This window comes from Spiroplasma gladiatoris (genome assembly GCF_004379335.1).
Taxonomy (GTDB): domain Bacteria; phylum Bacillota_I; class Bacilli_A; order Mycoplasmatales; family Mycoplasmataceae; genus Spiroplasma_A; species Spiroplasma_A gladiatoris.
This window is the reverse complement of sequence record NZ_CP038013.1, coordinates 656,488-672,267: the sequence shown is the minus strand read 5'-3', so window position 1 is coordinate 672,267 and position 15,780 is coordinate 656,488. Positions and strand designations below refer to the sequence as shown.

The following is a 15,780-nucleotide window of genomic DNA, read 5'->3' as shown; positions in this document are numbered from 1 at the left end:
AGTAGTAGAACTGATATAAAAAGAAATATACATATTTATACGTTATGGTACCCTGTAAAATTATGTAGTAGTAGAACAGAACTAAAAGAAACTTTTATTGATAGTATGTTATGGTACCCTGTAAAATTATGTAGTAGTAGAACTTGTGAAAATACTAATCGATCATCAGATAAGTTATGGTACCCTGTAAAATTATGTAGTAGTAGAACTTGAGTTTATTTTTATATTGACCCAAAAACGTTATGGTACCCTGTAAAATTATGTAGTAGTAGAACAAAAAAATTAAAAGTATGAGTTGTTATTCAGTTATGGTACCCTGTAAAATTATGTAGTAGTAGAACCTTGTAATTTAAAAAGTTTTGCAACTAGATGTTATGGTACCCTGTAAAATTATGTAGTAGTAGAACTTATCTTTTTGCCAAAACATATGTTGTTTGGTTATGGTACCCTGTAAAATTATGTAGTAGTAGAACATGCTCAATCTGTTATTAAGACTTTAACTAGTTATGGTACCCTGTAAAATTATGTAGTAGTAGAACTAAACCTAATCAAGGTAAAATTCTTCACTTGTTATGGTACCCTGTAAAATTATGTAGTAGTAGAACTACAAGAAACTATGCCTAAATACTACTTATGTTATGGTACCCTGTAAAATTATGTAGTAGTAGAACATTGCAAATTATAAAATATAATGGGAGATAGTTATGGTACCCTGTAAAATTATGTAGTAGTAGAACATTATACACAATGACAATCAACAAAGTCATGTTATGGTACCCTGTAAAATTATGTAGTAGTAGAACAAACAAGTGGGTTTCCACCAAGACTTACAAGTTATGGTACCCTGTAAAATTATGTAGTAGTAGAACTATTAAGCAAAAAAAATTTAGGGTATTGTTGTTATGGTACCCTGTAAAATTATGTAGTAGTAGAACGCTATCTAATCCAACATATTTAAATTTGCCGTTATGGTACCCTGTAAAATTATGTAGTAGTAGAACAAGACAAATTTGTTTTCAAATGAGTTTATTGTTATGGTACCCTGTAAAATTATGTAGTAGTAGAACCGATTGACTTTGCAACCATTTGATTTCTTAGTTATGGTACCCTGTAAAATTATGTAGTAGTAGAACGTTAGATACCTTAAACATTAGTAAGCCTTTGTTATGGTACCCTGTAAAATTATGTAGTAGTAGAACAAAAGAGAGTAAAAAGGTTAAACATTAATGAGTTATGGTACCCTGTAAAATTATGTAGTAGTAGAACAAGTTTTATGTAAAACAACATAATTGTAGTGTTATGGTACCCTGTAAAATTATGTAGTAGTAGAACGGTTCATAGGAAGAAAAATTATATTTGATAGTTATGGTACCCTGTAAAATTATGTAGTAGTAGAACCGAAGGAATTGATTACAATATTTCTAGTGAGTTATGGTACCCTGTAAAATTATGTAGTAGTAGAACTATCTTTACTTCATTGTCCAACTCGTTTGCGTTATGGTACCCTGTAAAATTATGTAGTAGTAGAACTATATATATGTAAGGCAAGTACTTTACAGAGTTATGGTACCCTGTAAAATTATGTAGTAGTAGAACAAAATCTTTTAATTTATCTGCTAAATCAACGTTATGGTACCCTGTAAAATTATGTAGTAGTAGAACAATATACCTTATATTAAAACTCAAGGTGTTGTTATGGTACCCTGTAAAATTATGTAGTAGTAGAACTAAAAATGTTTAAAATTAGATATAAATTAAGTTATGGTACCCTGTAAAATTATGTAGTAGTAGAACACGAAGATAGTTGAGAAGAAGCGAATGAGGGTTATGGTACCCTGTAAAATTATGTAGTAGTAGAACTAAAAAATGTTGTTTTTAATATAAGTTATAGTTATGGTACCCTGTAAAATTATGTAGTAGTAGAACTTCTCCGTCAATTCTTAAAATTGCTCCTTCGTTATGGTACCCTGTAAAATTATGTAGTAGTAGAACTACAAATGGGTTAATCTTAAAGTTTGTGTAGTTATGGTACCCTGTAAAATTATGTAGTAGTAGAACATTGAAAAGAATTTGAAGAACAAAAGGCTAGTTATGGTACCCTGTAAAATTATGTAGTAGTAGAACAAAAAATCAATATAAGTTTCACCACTTATTGTTATGGTACCCTGTAAAATTATGTAGTAGTAGAACTATTAATATCAATAGAAAATAAAGAAACAGGTTATGGTACCCTGTAAAATTATGTAGTAGTAGAACATTAAAAAAATGAATGTTCACTCTTTTAATAGTTATGGTACCCTGTAAAATTATGTAGTAGTAGAACAAGTATATACATTTAATTTAATCACAACAGGTTATGGTACCCTGTAAAATTATGTAGTAGTAGAACAACAATTGACATTAACGATATTCCAAGTGCGTTATGGTACCCTGTAAAATTATGTAGTAGTAGAACTTGTAAATCTTTTTCTAAATCTATCTTCATGTTATGGTACCCTGTAAAATTATGTAGTAGTAGAACAAAAAATCAATATAAGTTTCACCACTTATTGTTATGGTACCCTGTAAAATTATGTAGTAGTAGAACTATTAATAAAAATTTTAATTGAAAACAAGAGTTATGGTACCCTGTAAAATTATGTAGTAGTAGAACATAAAAATATTGTCACTCACTCCTTGCAGAGTTATGGTACCCTGTAAAATTATGTAGTAGTAGAACTTTGACTAGATCGAAAATTTGAAAAAGGTTGTTATGGTACCCTGTAAAATTATGTAGTAGTAGAACTTTAGATGAAAGGCATTTAACAAAGAAATTGTTATGGTACCCTGTAAAATTATGTAGTAGTAGAACCACAATGAGACAACAATGAAATGCAAACTAGTTATGGTACCCTGTAAAATTATGTAGTAGTAGAACATCAACAGAATTGGTTTTAAACATATCCATGTTATGGTACCCTGTAAAATTATGTAGTAGTAGAACTATATAAATGTAAGGCAAGTAACTTACAGAGTTATGGTACCCTGTAAAATTATGTAGTAGTAGAACAAACACTCATAACTTTTCATTGTGACCCATGTTATGGTACCCTGTAAAATTATGTAGTAGTAGAACTCAAAAAACTAGAAAGAACTAAGAAGGATGGTTATGGTACCCTGTAAAATTATGTAGTAGTAGAACATTCTATACATAAATCACAATCTTTCATTAGTTATGGTACCCTGTAAAATTATGTAGTAGTAGAACAACAAATATCAAACTAGCAATATATTCGTTGTTATGGTACCCTGTAAAATTATGTAGTAGTAGAACCATTTGTCCACCATCTTGACGTAGCTCATTGTTATGGTACCCTGTAAAATTATGTAGTAGTAGAACTAATGACTATATAAAAATGCAAGTTTACAAGTTATGGTACCCTGTAAAATTATGTAGTAGTAGAACTAATAGCATCTTGTTTGTCTAATTCTTCTAGTTATGGTACCCTGTAAAATTATGTAGTAGTAGAACAAAATCAAAAAGAAGAATTTATTAAAAGTGGTTATGGTACCCTGTAAAATTATGTAGTAGTAGAACTAATAAAGCTTTAAACATATATTTCTCCTTGTTATGGTACCCTATAAAATTATGTAGTAGTAGAACTTAATGGTTGACAAATGGAACAAATCCGTAGTTATGGTTTCCTGTAAAATTATGTAGTAGTAGAACAATAGATCTGTTAATCAGAAACAAGGGAAGAGTTATGGTACCCTGTAAAATTATGTAGTAGTAGAACAACTTGGCATATTTTCTAAAAGAGGTGGTAGTTATGGTACCCTGTAAAATTATGTAGTAGTAGAACGTAAGTGTTCTTGTTGCATAACTTCCATCTGTTATGGTACCCTGTAAAATTATGTAGTAGTAGAACAAAGTTTCAATAAAAAATAAACAGCAAAATATACTTAAAATATTTTCAAATATAAGTTATTTTATTTATATGTTAATATTTTTATATAGTAATAGGAGTAATAGATGAAACTAAATGAAATTATCAAACAATCTTTAAACGATGAATTAAATCGTCAACAAAACCACATTGAATTAATTGCTAGTGAAAATTATGTATCTGAAGCAGTATTAATTGCAAATGGATCAATTTTTACAAATAAATACGCAGAAGGTTATCCTAACAGAAGATATTATGGAGGATGTAAATTTGTAGATCAAGTTGAAACTTTAGGAATTGAAACTGCAAAAAAACTATTTGAAGCAGAACATGTCAATATTCAACCTCATTCTGGTAGTCAAGCAAATGCAGCAGCTTATAAAGCATTTTTAAAACCTAATGATAAAGTTTTAGCAATGGATTTAAAAGCTGGAGGACATTTAACTCATGGATTTGAACTAAATTTTTCAGGAGAAATATATAATTTTGAATTTTATGGAGTAAATAAAGATACTTATTATATTGATTTTGAAGAAGTTAGAAAAAAAGCATTAGAATTTAAACCCAACTTAATCTTAGCTGGAGCAAGTGCTTATTCTAGAGAAATAGATTTTGTTAAATTTAGAAAAATTGCAGATGAAGTAGGAGCATATTTAATGGTAGATATGGCTCATATTGCAGGATTAGTTGCAGCAAAAGCACATCCAAACCCTTGTTTAGTAGCAGATGTTGTTACAACAACAACACATAAAACTTTAAGAGGTGCAAGAGGGGGAATGATTTTGTGTAAAGCAAAATATGCTAAAAAAGTTGATAGTGCAGTATTTCCTGGAACTCAAGGAGGACCTTTAGAACATTTAATTGCAGGAAAAACTCAAGCTTTAATTGAAGCAAGCGATCAAAGTTTTGTAGATTATGCAAATCAAGTTATTAAAAATGCTAAAGCTTTATGTGAAGTTTTAATAGAAAATGACATTTTTGTATTAACTAATGGTACAGATAATCATTTAATTAATTTTGAAGTTAAATCAAAATTTAATATTACAGGAAAACAAGCAGAAGCAATTTTAGAGTCAATTGGAATTGTATGTAATAAAGAATTACTACCTTTTGATACTGAATCATCAGTTAATACTTCAGGGTTAAGAGTTGGAAGTGCAGCAATGACTACAAGAGGGTTTAAAGAAAATGAGTTTAAAGAAGTAGGTCGTATAATTGTTGATGCTTTAAATCAAAATAAAGATTTAGAAGTATTAAAAAACGAAGTTAAAAATTTATGTGATAAATTTCCTATTTATGAAAATATTAAATACTAAAAATCAAACTTATTTAATTCTTACATAAAAAATGTTAATATTTTTATGTAAGACATAGAAGTTTGTAGCAAAGCTTAACCGTAATAATAGTACGGACATATCTATGCAGGGAAGGAAAAACCTTCTTTTTTTATTAAAAATCATATATTTAGTATAACTACACTTATTTTAATTAAATTTAAAATAAGTTTGACAATGATAATATAATAAGTTATTATCTTATTTGAAAATAATAACTTACAACTAGTTTGTTATGAAATATTTTCGCTTTGAGGAATTTGTTATGAGAAATATAATAAAAAAAGGTTTAGATCCTAATAAAATTACAAACAATTATTCTTTTTTAATTTCTCATCAACTTGAATTTGCATATTTAAATAGTATTTATCAGTGCTATAAGTTACTATTTGCAAAATCTAATGATATTTTTGATATTAACTTTAAAAATAGAACTTATCTTAAAAGAATACGATCATTAGTTGATTATACTTCTGAGCAACAAAACAACAATTTAAATAATATAAGAACTAATTTATTAGTAAATAAATGTTTAAGTAATACATATTTTTATGTTTTACATTTGAACTTTTATATTCACTAATTAATTAGTTCTTTTTTTATAAGAAGGAGAAAAAAATGGATACAAAATTAAAAACAAAAGTAGCACAATTATTCTTAAAAAACCCTATAACAATAGCTTCTGGACCATTTGTTCATGGAGAATATTTAGAAACTTTTCATGATTTAGATATTTTAGGAGCAATTACAACAAAAACTGTAACATTTAATCCAAGAAAAGGAAACCAAAGTCCTAGATTAGTTGAAATTGAAAACGGATATATTAATTCAGTTGGATTAAAAAATGTTGGTATTAAAAGATTTATTGAAATGAAAATACCTTTTATAGAAGAAATGAATGTTCCAACAATTGTAAGTATTGCAGGAGAATCAAAAGAAGAATATGTACGAATGGTAGAAATGCTAAATCCAATTGAATGTGTCAGTGCAATTGAAATAAATGTTTCATGTCCAAATGTACAAAATAAAAGTATTATTTTTGAATCTGATGTAGAAGGTTTTGGTGATTTACTAAAATCAATAAGAAATGTATGTAAAAAACCTTTATTTGTAAAAATATCTAATAATAATGCTGATGTTGTTACTACTGCAAAAATTTGTAAAGAACAAAATATTGATGCAGTTGTATTATTAAACTCTCCTTCGGGAATGAGTTTAAATCTAAATTCTGGTCAATCAAACTTGCCAAGACAATACGGGGGAATGAGTGGAAAAATTTTAAAACCAGTTGCTTTAAAAGTTGTTGATCAAGTTTCAAATGCAGTCGATATACCAATAATTGGAGTGGGAGGAATTTCAAATACTGATGATGTTATTGAAATGCTTTTAGCTGGAGCAAGTGCTGTAGGAATAGGAAGTGCAATAATGTGAGATCCATTAGCTGCATATAAAATGGTTATTAATCTAGAAAAAGACTTACAAAAATATAATTACAATTCAGTAGAAGAAATAATTTTAAAAGTTAAACAAACTAGACAGTGATATATTGAAAGTCAAAAAATTAAATAACAAGGAGAAGATATGAAACATTTATTGCAAATTGGTGATTTAAATGAAGAACAAATCTTGAACTTAATTAAAACCGCTTTAGAATTAAAAGCTACAAAAAATATAATTGGAGTTAAACAAAAAACAATTGTTGCAAATTTATTTTTTGAAGATAGTACAAGAACTCATAAAAGTTTTGAAATAGCTCAAAAAAAATTAAATATGGATGTTATAAATTTTAATTCACAAACTAGTTCAATTAATAAAGGAGAAACTTTATATGATACGGTTTTAACTTTTAGTTGTTTAGAAGTTGATTGTTTAGTAATTAGACATCAACAAAAAAAATATTATGAAAAATTAATTGAAAGTAAAAATATTAATTGTTCAATTATTAATGGAGGAGATGGAGAAGGAGAACATCCAACTCAATCTTTGTTAGACTTAATGACAATTTATGAAAATTTTAAAAATTTTAAAAACTTAAAAATTGCAATCTTAGGAGATTTAAAATATTCTAGAGTAGCACATTCAAATATGAAAATATTAAAATCACTGGGTGCAAAAATATACTTTTTTGGTCCAAAAAAATGATATAAAAGTGAGTATCAAATTTATGGAGAGTATAAAAATATTGATGAAATTATTTCACAAATTGATGTCTTAATGTTATTAAGAATTCAAAACGAAAGACAATCACAAGAAGATAAAATTGAAATTGATTATTTAAATAAATATGGATTAAATCAAAAAAGATATCAACAACTAAATGATAAAGCAATTATTATGCATCCTTGTCCTGTTAATCGAGATGTTGAAATTGAATCATGTTTAGTAGAATCTCAAAAATCAAAAATTTTAGATCAAATGAATAATGGTTTATATATGCGTATGGCGATTTTAAAAGAAATCTTAAAGGAAAAATTTTAATGAGCTTATTAATTAAAAATGCAAAGTTTTTTGAAAATGATAATTTAGTTGTAAAAGATATTTTAATAAAAAATAAAAAAATTATAAAAATTGAGAATAATATTAAACATGATAATAGTTTTGAAATGTATGATGCAAAAAATAATTTTGTAACTCCAGGATTAATTGATGTGCATGTTCACACAAGAGAACCTGGTTATGATTACAAAGAAGATTTAATTAGTGTTACAAATAGTGCTTTAAAAGGTGGAGTAACAACATTTTGTGCAATGGCAAATTTAAATCCTGTTCCAGATAATGTACAAAGTTATGAAAATATAAAAAAATTAATAAAAGAAAAAAGTTTTTTAAACATAAAACAAATGTGTGCAGTTACAAAAAATTTAAATACAAATGAGTTAGTTGATTTTGAAAAACTTTCATTAGCGGGTGCAAAATATTTTTCTAATGATGGTTATGGAATTCAAAATAAAAAAACTATGAAAAAAGTTTTAGAACAAATAAAAAAATATGATTTATTAATTTCAATTCATCTTGAAACAGAAAAAATAAAAAAAAATAAGTACATCGATAAATGTTTGTTAGCAAAAGAAAAAAAATTAAAATGATTTAGTCAAAAATCAGAAGTTAATCAATTAAAAAGAGATATAAAACTTTTAAAAAAAATTAATTGTAAGTATCATGTAGGACATTTAACTACAAAAAAATCTGTTGATTTAATTAGAAAGTATAAAAAAAACTTAAACATAACTTGTGAAGTCACACCTAATCATTTATTTTTACAATCAAATGATTTTAAAGAAGATAATGGTTTGTATAAAATTAATCCTCCAATTAGAAAAGAAAAAGATAGACTAGCTTTAATTAAAGGATTACAAGATGGAACAATTGATTGTATTGCAACAGATCACGCACCTCATCATTGAGATGAAAAAAAAATAAGTTTTAAAAAAGCAAATTTTGGAATGATTGGATTGGATTTTAGTTTTAATTTAATTTATACAGAGTTAGTTAAAAAAAATATTTTATCTTTAAAAGAAGTTATAAAAAAAATGCACACTAATCCAAACAAAATATTTCAGTTAAATCAAAATGAGATAAAAGAAAATCATATTGCAAACTTAGTAGTATGAGATTTAGAAAGTAGTTACGTTTTAAACAAAGAAAATATAAAATCTAAATCAAAAAACACACCATTTTTAAATAAAGAATTATTTGCAAAAAACTTATTAACAATTTTTGAAGGAGAAGTCAAATGAAAAGATGATTAGTATTATCTGATAATACAATTTTAGAAGGAAAACAACTTGGTGCTAATAATGATGTAATTGCAGAATTAGTATTTTCAACAGCTATGACAGGTTATCAAGAATCAATTACAGATCAAAGTTTTAATAATCAAATAATAACTTTTACATATCCATTAATTGGAAATTATGGAGTCAATTTAGAAGATAATGAATCTTTAACTCCAAAGTGTAACGGAGTTGTTGTAAAAGAATTCGCAAAACAAGGATCTAACTTTAGAAATAATCTTTCATTAGATGAATTTTTAAAATTAAAAAACATCACAGGAATTTGTGATATAGATACAAGAATGTTAACAAAAAAAATAAGACAACATGGAGTTATGGAAGCTGCAATTGTTTGTAACAAAAAAGATTTACAAATTTATATACAAAAAATAAAAGATTATAATATTCCTTCAAATAGTGTCGAACAAGTTTCAACAAAAAATAAATATTATATTTATGGAGGAAAGTGAAATATTTTATTAATTGATTATGGTTTAAAAATTTCAATAACAAAAGAATTACTTAAAAGAAATTGTAATATAATCGTTGCTCCTTATAATATTTCTTCAAAAGAGATTTTAGAAATGAATGTTGATGGAGTTTTATTAAGTAATGGTCCTGGTGATCCTGAAGTTTTAACAGAACAAATACAAGTCATTAAAGAAATTATGGGAAAAGTTCCAATTTTTGGAATTTGTTTAGGTCACCAACTATTAGCTTTAGCAAATGATTTTAAAACTAAAAAAATGAAATTTGGGCATAGAGGTATTAATCATCCTGTGAAAGATTTAATAAACAATAAATCTTGTATAACTTCTCAAAATCATGGATATGTTGTTGATGAAAATACAGTTGATCTAAAAAAAGCAATCATTACTCACAGAAGTTTAAACGACAATGATATTGAAGGATTAAAATATCAAAGTTTAAATGCATTCTCAGTTCAGTTTCATCCTGATTCATGTCCTGGTACAAGTGATTCATTCTATTTATTTGATAATTTTATAAAAATAGTAAAGAAAGGAACACAAGATTAATATGGCAAAAAGAAATGATATTAAAAAAATATTAGTAATAGGGTCTGGACCAATTGTTATTGGACAAGCAGCAGAGTTTGATTATTCAGGAACACAAGCTTGTATGTCGTTAAAAGAAGAAGGATTTGAAGTTGTTTTGATTAATTCTAATCCAGCAACAATTATGACAGAAAAACAAATTGCACATAAAATTTATATTGAACCTTTAACAGTTGAATTTGTTGAAAAAATTATTATAAAAGAAAATCCTGATGCAATACTTCCTACACTTGGAGGACAAACTGCATTAAACTTGGTTGTTGAAATTGAAAAAACTGGAATACTAAACAAGTTAAATATTGAAGTATTAGGAACAAAACTTGAAGCGATTAAACAAGCAGAAGATAGAGAATTATTTAAAGAATTAATGTTAGAACTAAATGAACCAGTTGCACCAAGTAAAGTTGTTAACTCTTATCAAGAAGCTTTAAAAGTTGCAAACGAAATTGGTTATCCTTTAATTATTAGACCTTCATTTACACTTGGTGGAGGAGGTGGTGGAATTTGTAATAACGATGAAGAGCTTAAAAAAATTGTTCTTCAAGGTATTCAAGAATCTCCTTTAAAAAATGTTTTATTAGAAAAAAGTTTATTAGGTTTTAAAGAAATAGAATATGAAGTTGTAAGAGATGCAAGTGATAATACAATTATAGTTTGTAACATGGAAAATTTTGATCCTGTTGGAGTTCATACTGGTGACTCAATTGTTTTTGCACCAACTCAAACATTAAGTGACCAAGATAATCAAATGTTAAGAAATTCTTCTTTAAAAATAATTAAAGCTTTAAAAATTGAGGGTGGATGTAATATTCAATTTGCCTTAGATCCAAATTCATTTCAATATTATGTAATTGAAGTTAATCCAAGAGTAAGTAGATCTTCTGCTTTAGCAAGTAAAGCAACAGGTTATCCCATTGCAAAAATATCTGCAAAAATTTCAGTTGGATTAAATCTTGATGAAATAATTAATCCTGTAACTAAATCTACTTATGCTTTTTTTGAACCAACCTTAGATTATGTTGTTGCAAAAATTCCTAGATGACCATTTGATAAATTTTTAAAAGCTGATTTTAGATTAACTTCACAAATGAAATCAACTGGAGAAGTAATGGCTATTGGTAGAAATATTGAAGAAGCACTTTTAAAAGCAATAAGATCTTTAGAAATAAAAAAATATCATTTAGAGTCAAATGAATTTACAAACTTTAATACAAATGAATTATTAAAACTTATTGCAATTCCAAATCACAATCGATTATTTATTTTAGCAGAATTAATAAAAAGAAATACTTCAATAGAAAAAATTAATGAAATAACTAAAATTGATTTATTCTTTTTACAAAAATTAGTAAACATCATTGAATTAGAAAATGAACTTAAAAATAATCAAAATAATTTAGAAAATTTGTTAGAAGCCAAGAAAAAAGGTTTTTCAGATTATATTATTGCAAAACTTTGAAATAAAACAGAAGAGGAAATATATAATTTAAGATTAAAAAATAATATAACACCTGTTTTTAAAATGATTGATACTTGCTCAGGAGAGTTTGAATCTAGTACACCTTATTTTTATAGTAGCTATGAAATTGAAAATGAAAGTATGGCATTTGATAGTAAAGCAGTTGTAGTGATTGGATCTGGTCCAATTAGAATTGGACAAGGTATTGAATTTGATTATGCAACAGTACAATGTATAAAAGCAATTCAAGAACATGGTTATAAAGCGATTGTAATTAATTCAAATCCAGAAACTGTTTCTACTGACTTTTCAATTTCAGATAAATTATTTTTTGAACCTTTAACAATTGAAGATGTAATGAATGTAATAAATAATGAAAAACCTGTTGGAGTTATTTTACAATTTGGAGGACAAACAGCAATTAATTTAGCAAAACAACTTGACCAAAAAAATGTAAAAATTTTAGGAACTTCATTAGCAAGTTTAGATGCAGCAGAAAGTAGAGAAAAATTTGAAAACTTATTAAAAAAATTAGATATACTTCAACCAATGGGAAAAACAGTTTTTGATAAAGAAAGTGCTTTAAAAATTGCAGAAAAAATTGGTTATCCAATTTTGTTAAGACCAAGTTATGTGCTTGGAGGACAAGCTATGCATATTGTAAATAACCAAAGTGAGTTTTACTCTTATATAGATAATGCAATTTATGAAAGTAATAATAATGGAGTTTTAATTGATAAATATATTCAAGGAAAAGAATATGAAATTGATTTAGTTAGTGATGGAAAAGAAGTTTATATTCCTGGAATTATGGAACATATTGAAAAAGCAGGAGTTCACTCTGGAGACTCTATGGCAGTTTATCCTCCTCAATATCTGTCAAAAGAAATGGAAGAAAAAATACTAACTACTTCAAAAAAAATTGCTTTAGAATTAAAAGTTGTAGGAATTATTAATATTCAATTTATTATTAAAGATAATGATTTATTTGTAATCGAAGTTAACCCTAGATCTAGTCGTACAGTTCCGTTTATGAGTAAAATTACAAATGTTAATTTAGTTAATTTAGCAACTTGTGTAATGTTTGAAAAAACTTTAAAAGATTTAGAAGAAAAAATTAAAAATAAAAATCCTTTAAATAATATTTATATTAAAGCTCCAGTGTTTTCATTTTTAAAACTAAAAGAAGTTGATGTTGACTTAGGACCAGAAATGAAATCAACAGGTGAAGTAATGGGTTGAGATAAAAATTATTTTAAAGCATTATATAAAGCAATTGAAGCAACAGGAATATCAATATCACAACACGGAAATATTTTATTTACAATTGGTGATGATAAAGATAATGCACTTGAACTTGCAAAAAGATTTAAAAACTTAGGATTTAAACTTTATGCTACAAAAGGAACTGCTAAAAAATTTCAAGATAATAATTTGGAAGTAAGTGTTGTTAGTAAAATTGAAGAAAAAAAAGTTGAAAATAATATCATAACTTTATTAAAATCAAAAGAAATAAACATAGTAATTAATACAAAAAATAAAGATCAATCAAAACTTTATAGTCAAGATGATTTAATTATTAGAAGAACTGCAATTGAATCTCAAACTCCATTGTTTACTTCTTTTGATACAGTTGAAGCTATCTTAGAAGTTTTAGAATATAGAAACTTTTCATTAAATACAATATAAAAATAGAACAGGAAAAAAAATATGCAAACAAAACCAATAATTGCTTTAGATTTTTCAAACTATAAAGAAGTAAAAAACTTTTTAAAAAATTTTAAAAAAGAAAAACTATTTGTAAAAATCGGAATGGAATTATTTTATAAATATGGACCAAGTATTGTTAAAAAAATTCAAAAACAAAATCATGATGTTTTTATAGATTTAAAACTTCATGATATTCCAAATACAGTTTATAAAGCTACAAAAAATATTTTAGCTTTAAATCCTAAAATAATTACAGTTCATGCATCTGGTGGAAGTGAAATGTTAGAGTACGCTTATAAAGCAAAAAAAGAATTAAATAGTGATACAAAAATATTAGCTATAACTTGTTTGACTTCAATTGATAAAAAAATATTAAATGATGAGTTAAAAATTGAACTATCTATTGAACAAGCAGCGTTGAATTTAGCTAAACTAGCAAATCAAAATAAAATCGATGGTGTTGTATGTTCTGTATTTGAAGTAGAAAAAATAAAAACAAATATTTCTAAAGATTTTATTTGTTTAACACCAGGAATAAGAAATAAAGTTCAAAGTAGTGATCAAAAAAGAGTAGCAAGTGTTGAACTTGCTAGAAAATCAAAATCAAATTATATTGTTGTAGGAAGAGAAATTACTACAGCAAAAGAACCATATAAAACATATTTAGAAATAAAAGGGGAATGACAAAATGCAAAAAACTAAAATTACAGATTTATTAATCGAAACAAACGCTATATCACTAAACTTTGATCAAAAATTTAAATGAGCAAGTGGAATTATAAGTCCAATTTATTGTGATAATAGAATTTTATTAAGCTTTGTAAAGCAAAGAGAAGTAATAATTGATGCTTTTGTAGAAAATATTAAATTAAATTATCCAGATGTTGAATTAATTGCAGGAGTTGCAACTTCTGGTATTGGATTTGCAGCAATGATAAGTCAAAAAATGAATTTACCAATGATTTATGTCAGATCACAATCAAAAAATCACGGGAAAAACTCTCAAATAGAAGGAAAATTTAGTAAAAATCAAAAAGTAGTTGTTATTGAAGATTTAATTTCAACTGGACAAAGTGTTTTAAATGTATGTAACGCTTTAAGAGAAGAAAGTGTTGAAGTTTTAGGTGTTCAAGCAATATTTACTTATCAACTTTCAAAAGCTACAAATAATTTTGCAAATGAAAATGTTGAACTAAAAACTTTAGCAAATCGTCAAGATTTAATTGAAAGTATGAAATCAAGCCAAAATTATTCTTTAGAAAATATTGATGATTTAAATCTATTTTTTAATTCATTAGGTTAATAATGATTTTTTCAAACGTTTCTGATGCATTAGTTAGCACTTTAAAATCATGAGGGTTATGATCTGCAATAGTTGCATCAATTATAATAATATTTTTAGGATATTTTTTGGCATATAAAAAAATATTTAAACAAGAATGAGAAATAGTAATGATAAAAATAGTCTTAGTTGTTGGGATTCCAGCGCTTGCATTGAAAGGATTTTTATCTAATACCTCTGTTGAAGATGTAAAATCAGAACTAGTTACATTATTAATAGGATTTTTATTCCATGCAGTTATGACCTTTGTTGGAAAGTATATGTTTTATAAATATGATAAAGACATAAGAGATACTTTAACAATGAGTGTAACACTTGCATCAACTACTTTTATGGGAATACCAATTTTAATATCTATTTATTCAGATAGTATTAATTCAACTAATATGTTCAATATTTCTTATCGTGTCTTTTTGTATGGTGTTGCTTTTATAATTATGAGCAAAAGTAATATTGATAAAACTATTAAGAAAGCTAAAAAAGAATATAGCAATGAAGAAATTATTGAAGCAAAAAAATTAAGAAAACAAATCTTAAAAAATATTTTTGTAAACCCAATCGTAATTGCGACTCTAATCGGATTTTTTATATGAATAACACAATTAATTCCTGGAATTAATTGTTTAAGTATTAATGGTGAAACAAAAAAATTCTCTCCATTAAGATTTGACCTTTTATTTCCTCCATTTAATACAATTTTAATTACTTTACAAGCTTTATGTACTCCATTAGCATGATTAGCGATTGGTATGACAATGAATCGTGGTAATTTAAAAGAGGCTATAAAAGATAAAACAATATGATACGCATCATTTATCAAAATTTTTGTAGCACCATTACTTGTTTTAATATTAACATTTGGATTTGCAGCGATTGGTTATTATTCAAGTTGATTTAGTGTTAAAAAAGTAGCATTAGCATCAATGGTAATAATGATAGCAACTCCTCCAGCAAGTGTAATTGTTGCATATTCAATTTCTTATAATAAAGCACCAATGATTGCAAGTAACTTAACTACTTTATCAACTTTCTTTGCTATTTTTGCAATACCAATTTGAGTTATTATTGTTACTGCAATTGGTTCAATGGATATGTTTGTTTAAAAAAACAACTATTAAGGTACTGAAGTACTATTAAAATAAAAATTAATTTTGTATAAT

General features: G+C 25.9%; 10 protein-coding genes and 1 CRISPR repeat array (1 of these 11 only partly in view). All 10 genes read left to right on the top strand.

Features of this window, described 5'->3' with window-relative positions:
* Positions 1-3,908: direct repeats of the CRISPR family, unit length 36 nt; unit sequence GTTATGGTACCCTGTAAAATTATGTAGTAGTAGAAC (it extends 2,467 nt beyond the left edge of the window).
* 104 nt (positions 3,909-4,012) lie between these two features.
* Positions 4,013-5,242: a serine hydroxymethyltransferase gene (locus tag SGLAD_RS03070; protein ID WP_134297578.1), complete on the top strand. Its 1,230-nt coding sequence runs from the start codon at positions 4,013-4,015 to the stop codon at positions 5,240-5,242.
* Between the two features lie 283 nt (positions 5,243-5,525).
* Positions 5,526-5,843: a hypothetical protein gene (locus tag SGLAD_RS03065; protein WP_134297577.1), complete on the top strand. Its 318-nt coding sequence runs from the start codon at positions 5,526-5,528 to the stop codon at positions 5,841-5,843.
* Between the two features lie 35 nt (positions 5,844-5,878).
* On the top strand, positions 5,879-6,829 hold the full coding sequence (locus SGLAD_RS03060; RefSeq protein WP_134297576.1) for a dihydroorotate dehydrogenase: 951 nt from the start codon (positions 5,879-5,881) through the stop codon (positions 6,827-6,829).
* A 12-nt stretch (positions 6,830-6,841) separates the two neighbouring features.
* On the top strand, positions 6,842-7,738 hold the full coding sequence (locus tag SGLAD_RS03055; RefSeq protein WP_134297575.1) for an aspartate carbamoyltransferase catalytic subunit: 897 nt from the start codon (positions 6,842-6,844) through the stop codon (positions 7,736-7,738).
* Positions 7,738-9,009: a dihydroorotase gene (locus SGLAD_RS03050; RefSeq protein ID WP_134297574.1), complete on the top strand. Its 1,272-nt coding sequence runs from the start codon at positions 7,738-7,740 to the stop codon at positions 9,007-9,009. The genes SGLAD_RS03055 and SGLAD_RS03050 overlap by 1 nt, the downstream gene beginning before the upstream one ends.
* Positions 8,994-10,070 carry a carbamoyl phosphate synthase small subunit gene (locus SGLAD_RS03045; RefSeq protein ID WP_134297573.1) on the top strand — a complete coding sequence of 359 codons (1,077 nt, stop codon included), beginning with the start codon at positions 8,994-8,996 and terminating at the stop codon, positions 10,068-10,070. The genes SGLAD_RS03050 and SGLAD_RS03045 overlap by 16 nt, the downstream gene beginning before the upstream one ends.
* Before the next feature lies 1 nt (position 10,071).
* Positions 10,072-13,257: a carbamoyl-phosphate synthase large subunit gene (gene carB, locus SGLAD_RS03040; RefSeq protein ID WP_134297572.1), complete on the top strand. Its 3,186-nt coding sequence runs from the start codon at positions 10,072-10,074 to the stop codon at positions 13,255-13,257.
* Between the two features lie 21 nt (positions 13,258-13,278).
* Positions 13,279-13,980, top strand: coding sequence for an orotidine-5'-phosphate decarboxylase (pyrF, locus tag SGLAD_RS03035; RefSeq protein ID WP_134297571.1), 702 nt, complete (start codon positions 13,279-13,281; stop codon positions 13,978-13,980).
* Positions 13,967-14,581 (top strand): orotate phosphoribosyltransferase, encoded by a 615-nt coding sequence (gene pyrE, locus SGLAD_RS03030; RefSeq protein ID WP_134297570.1) that lies wholly within the window; start codon positions 13,967-13,969, stop codon positions 14,579-14,581. The genes pyrF and pyrE overlap by 14 nt, the downstream gene beginning before the upstream one ends.
* Positions 14,582-14,583: 2 nt before the next feature.
* Entirely contained in the window at positions 14,584-15,723 is a 1,140-nt protein-coding gene (locus SGLAD_RS03025) for an AEC family transporter (RefSeq protein ID WP_134297569.1), read from the top strand.
* Positions 15,724-15,780 lie beyond the last annotated feature (57 nt).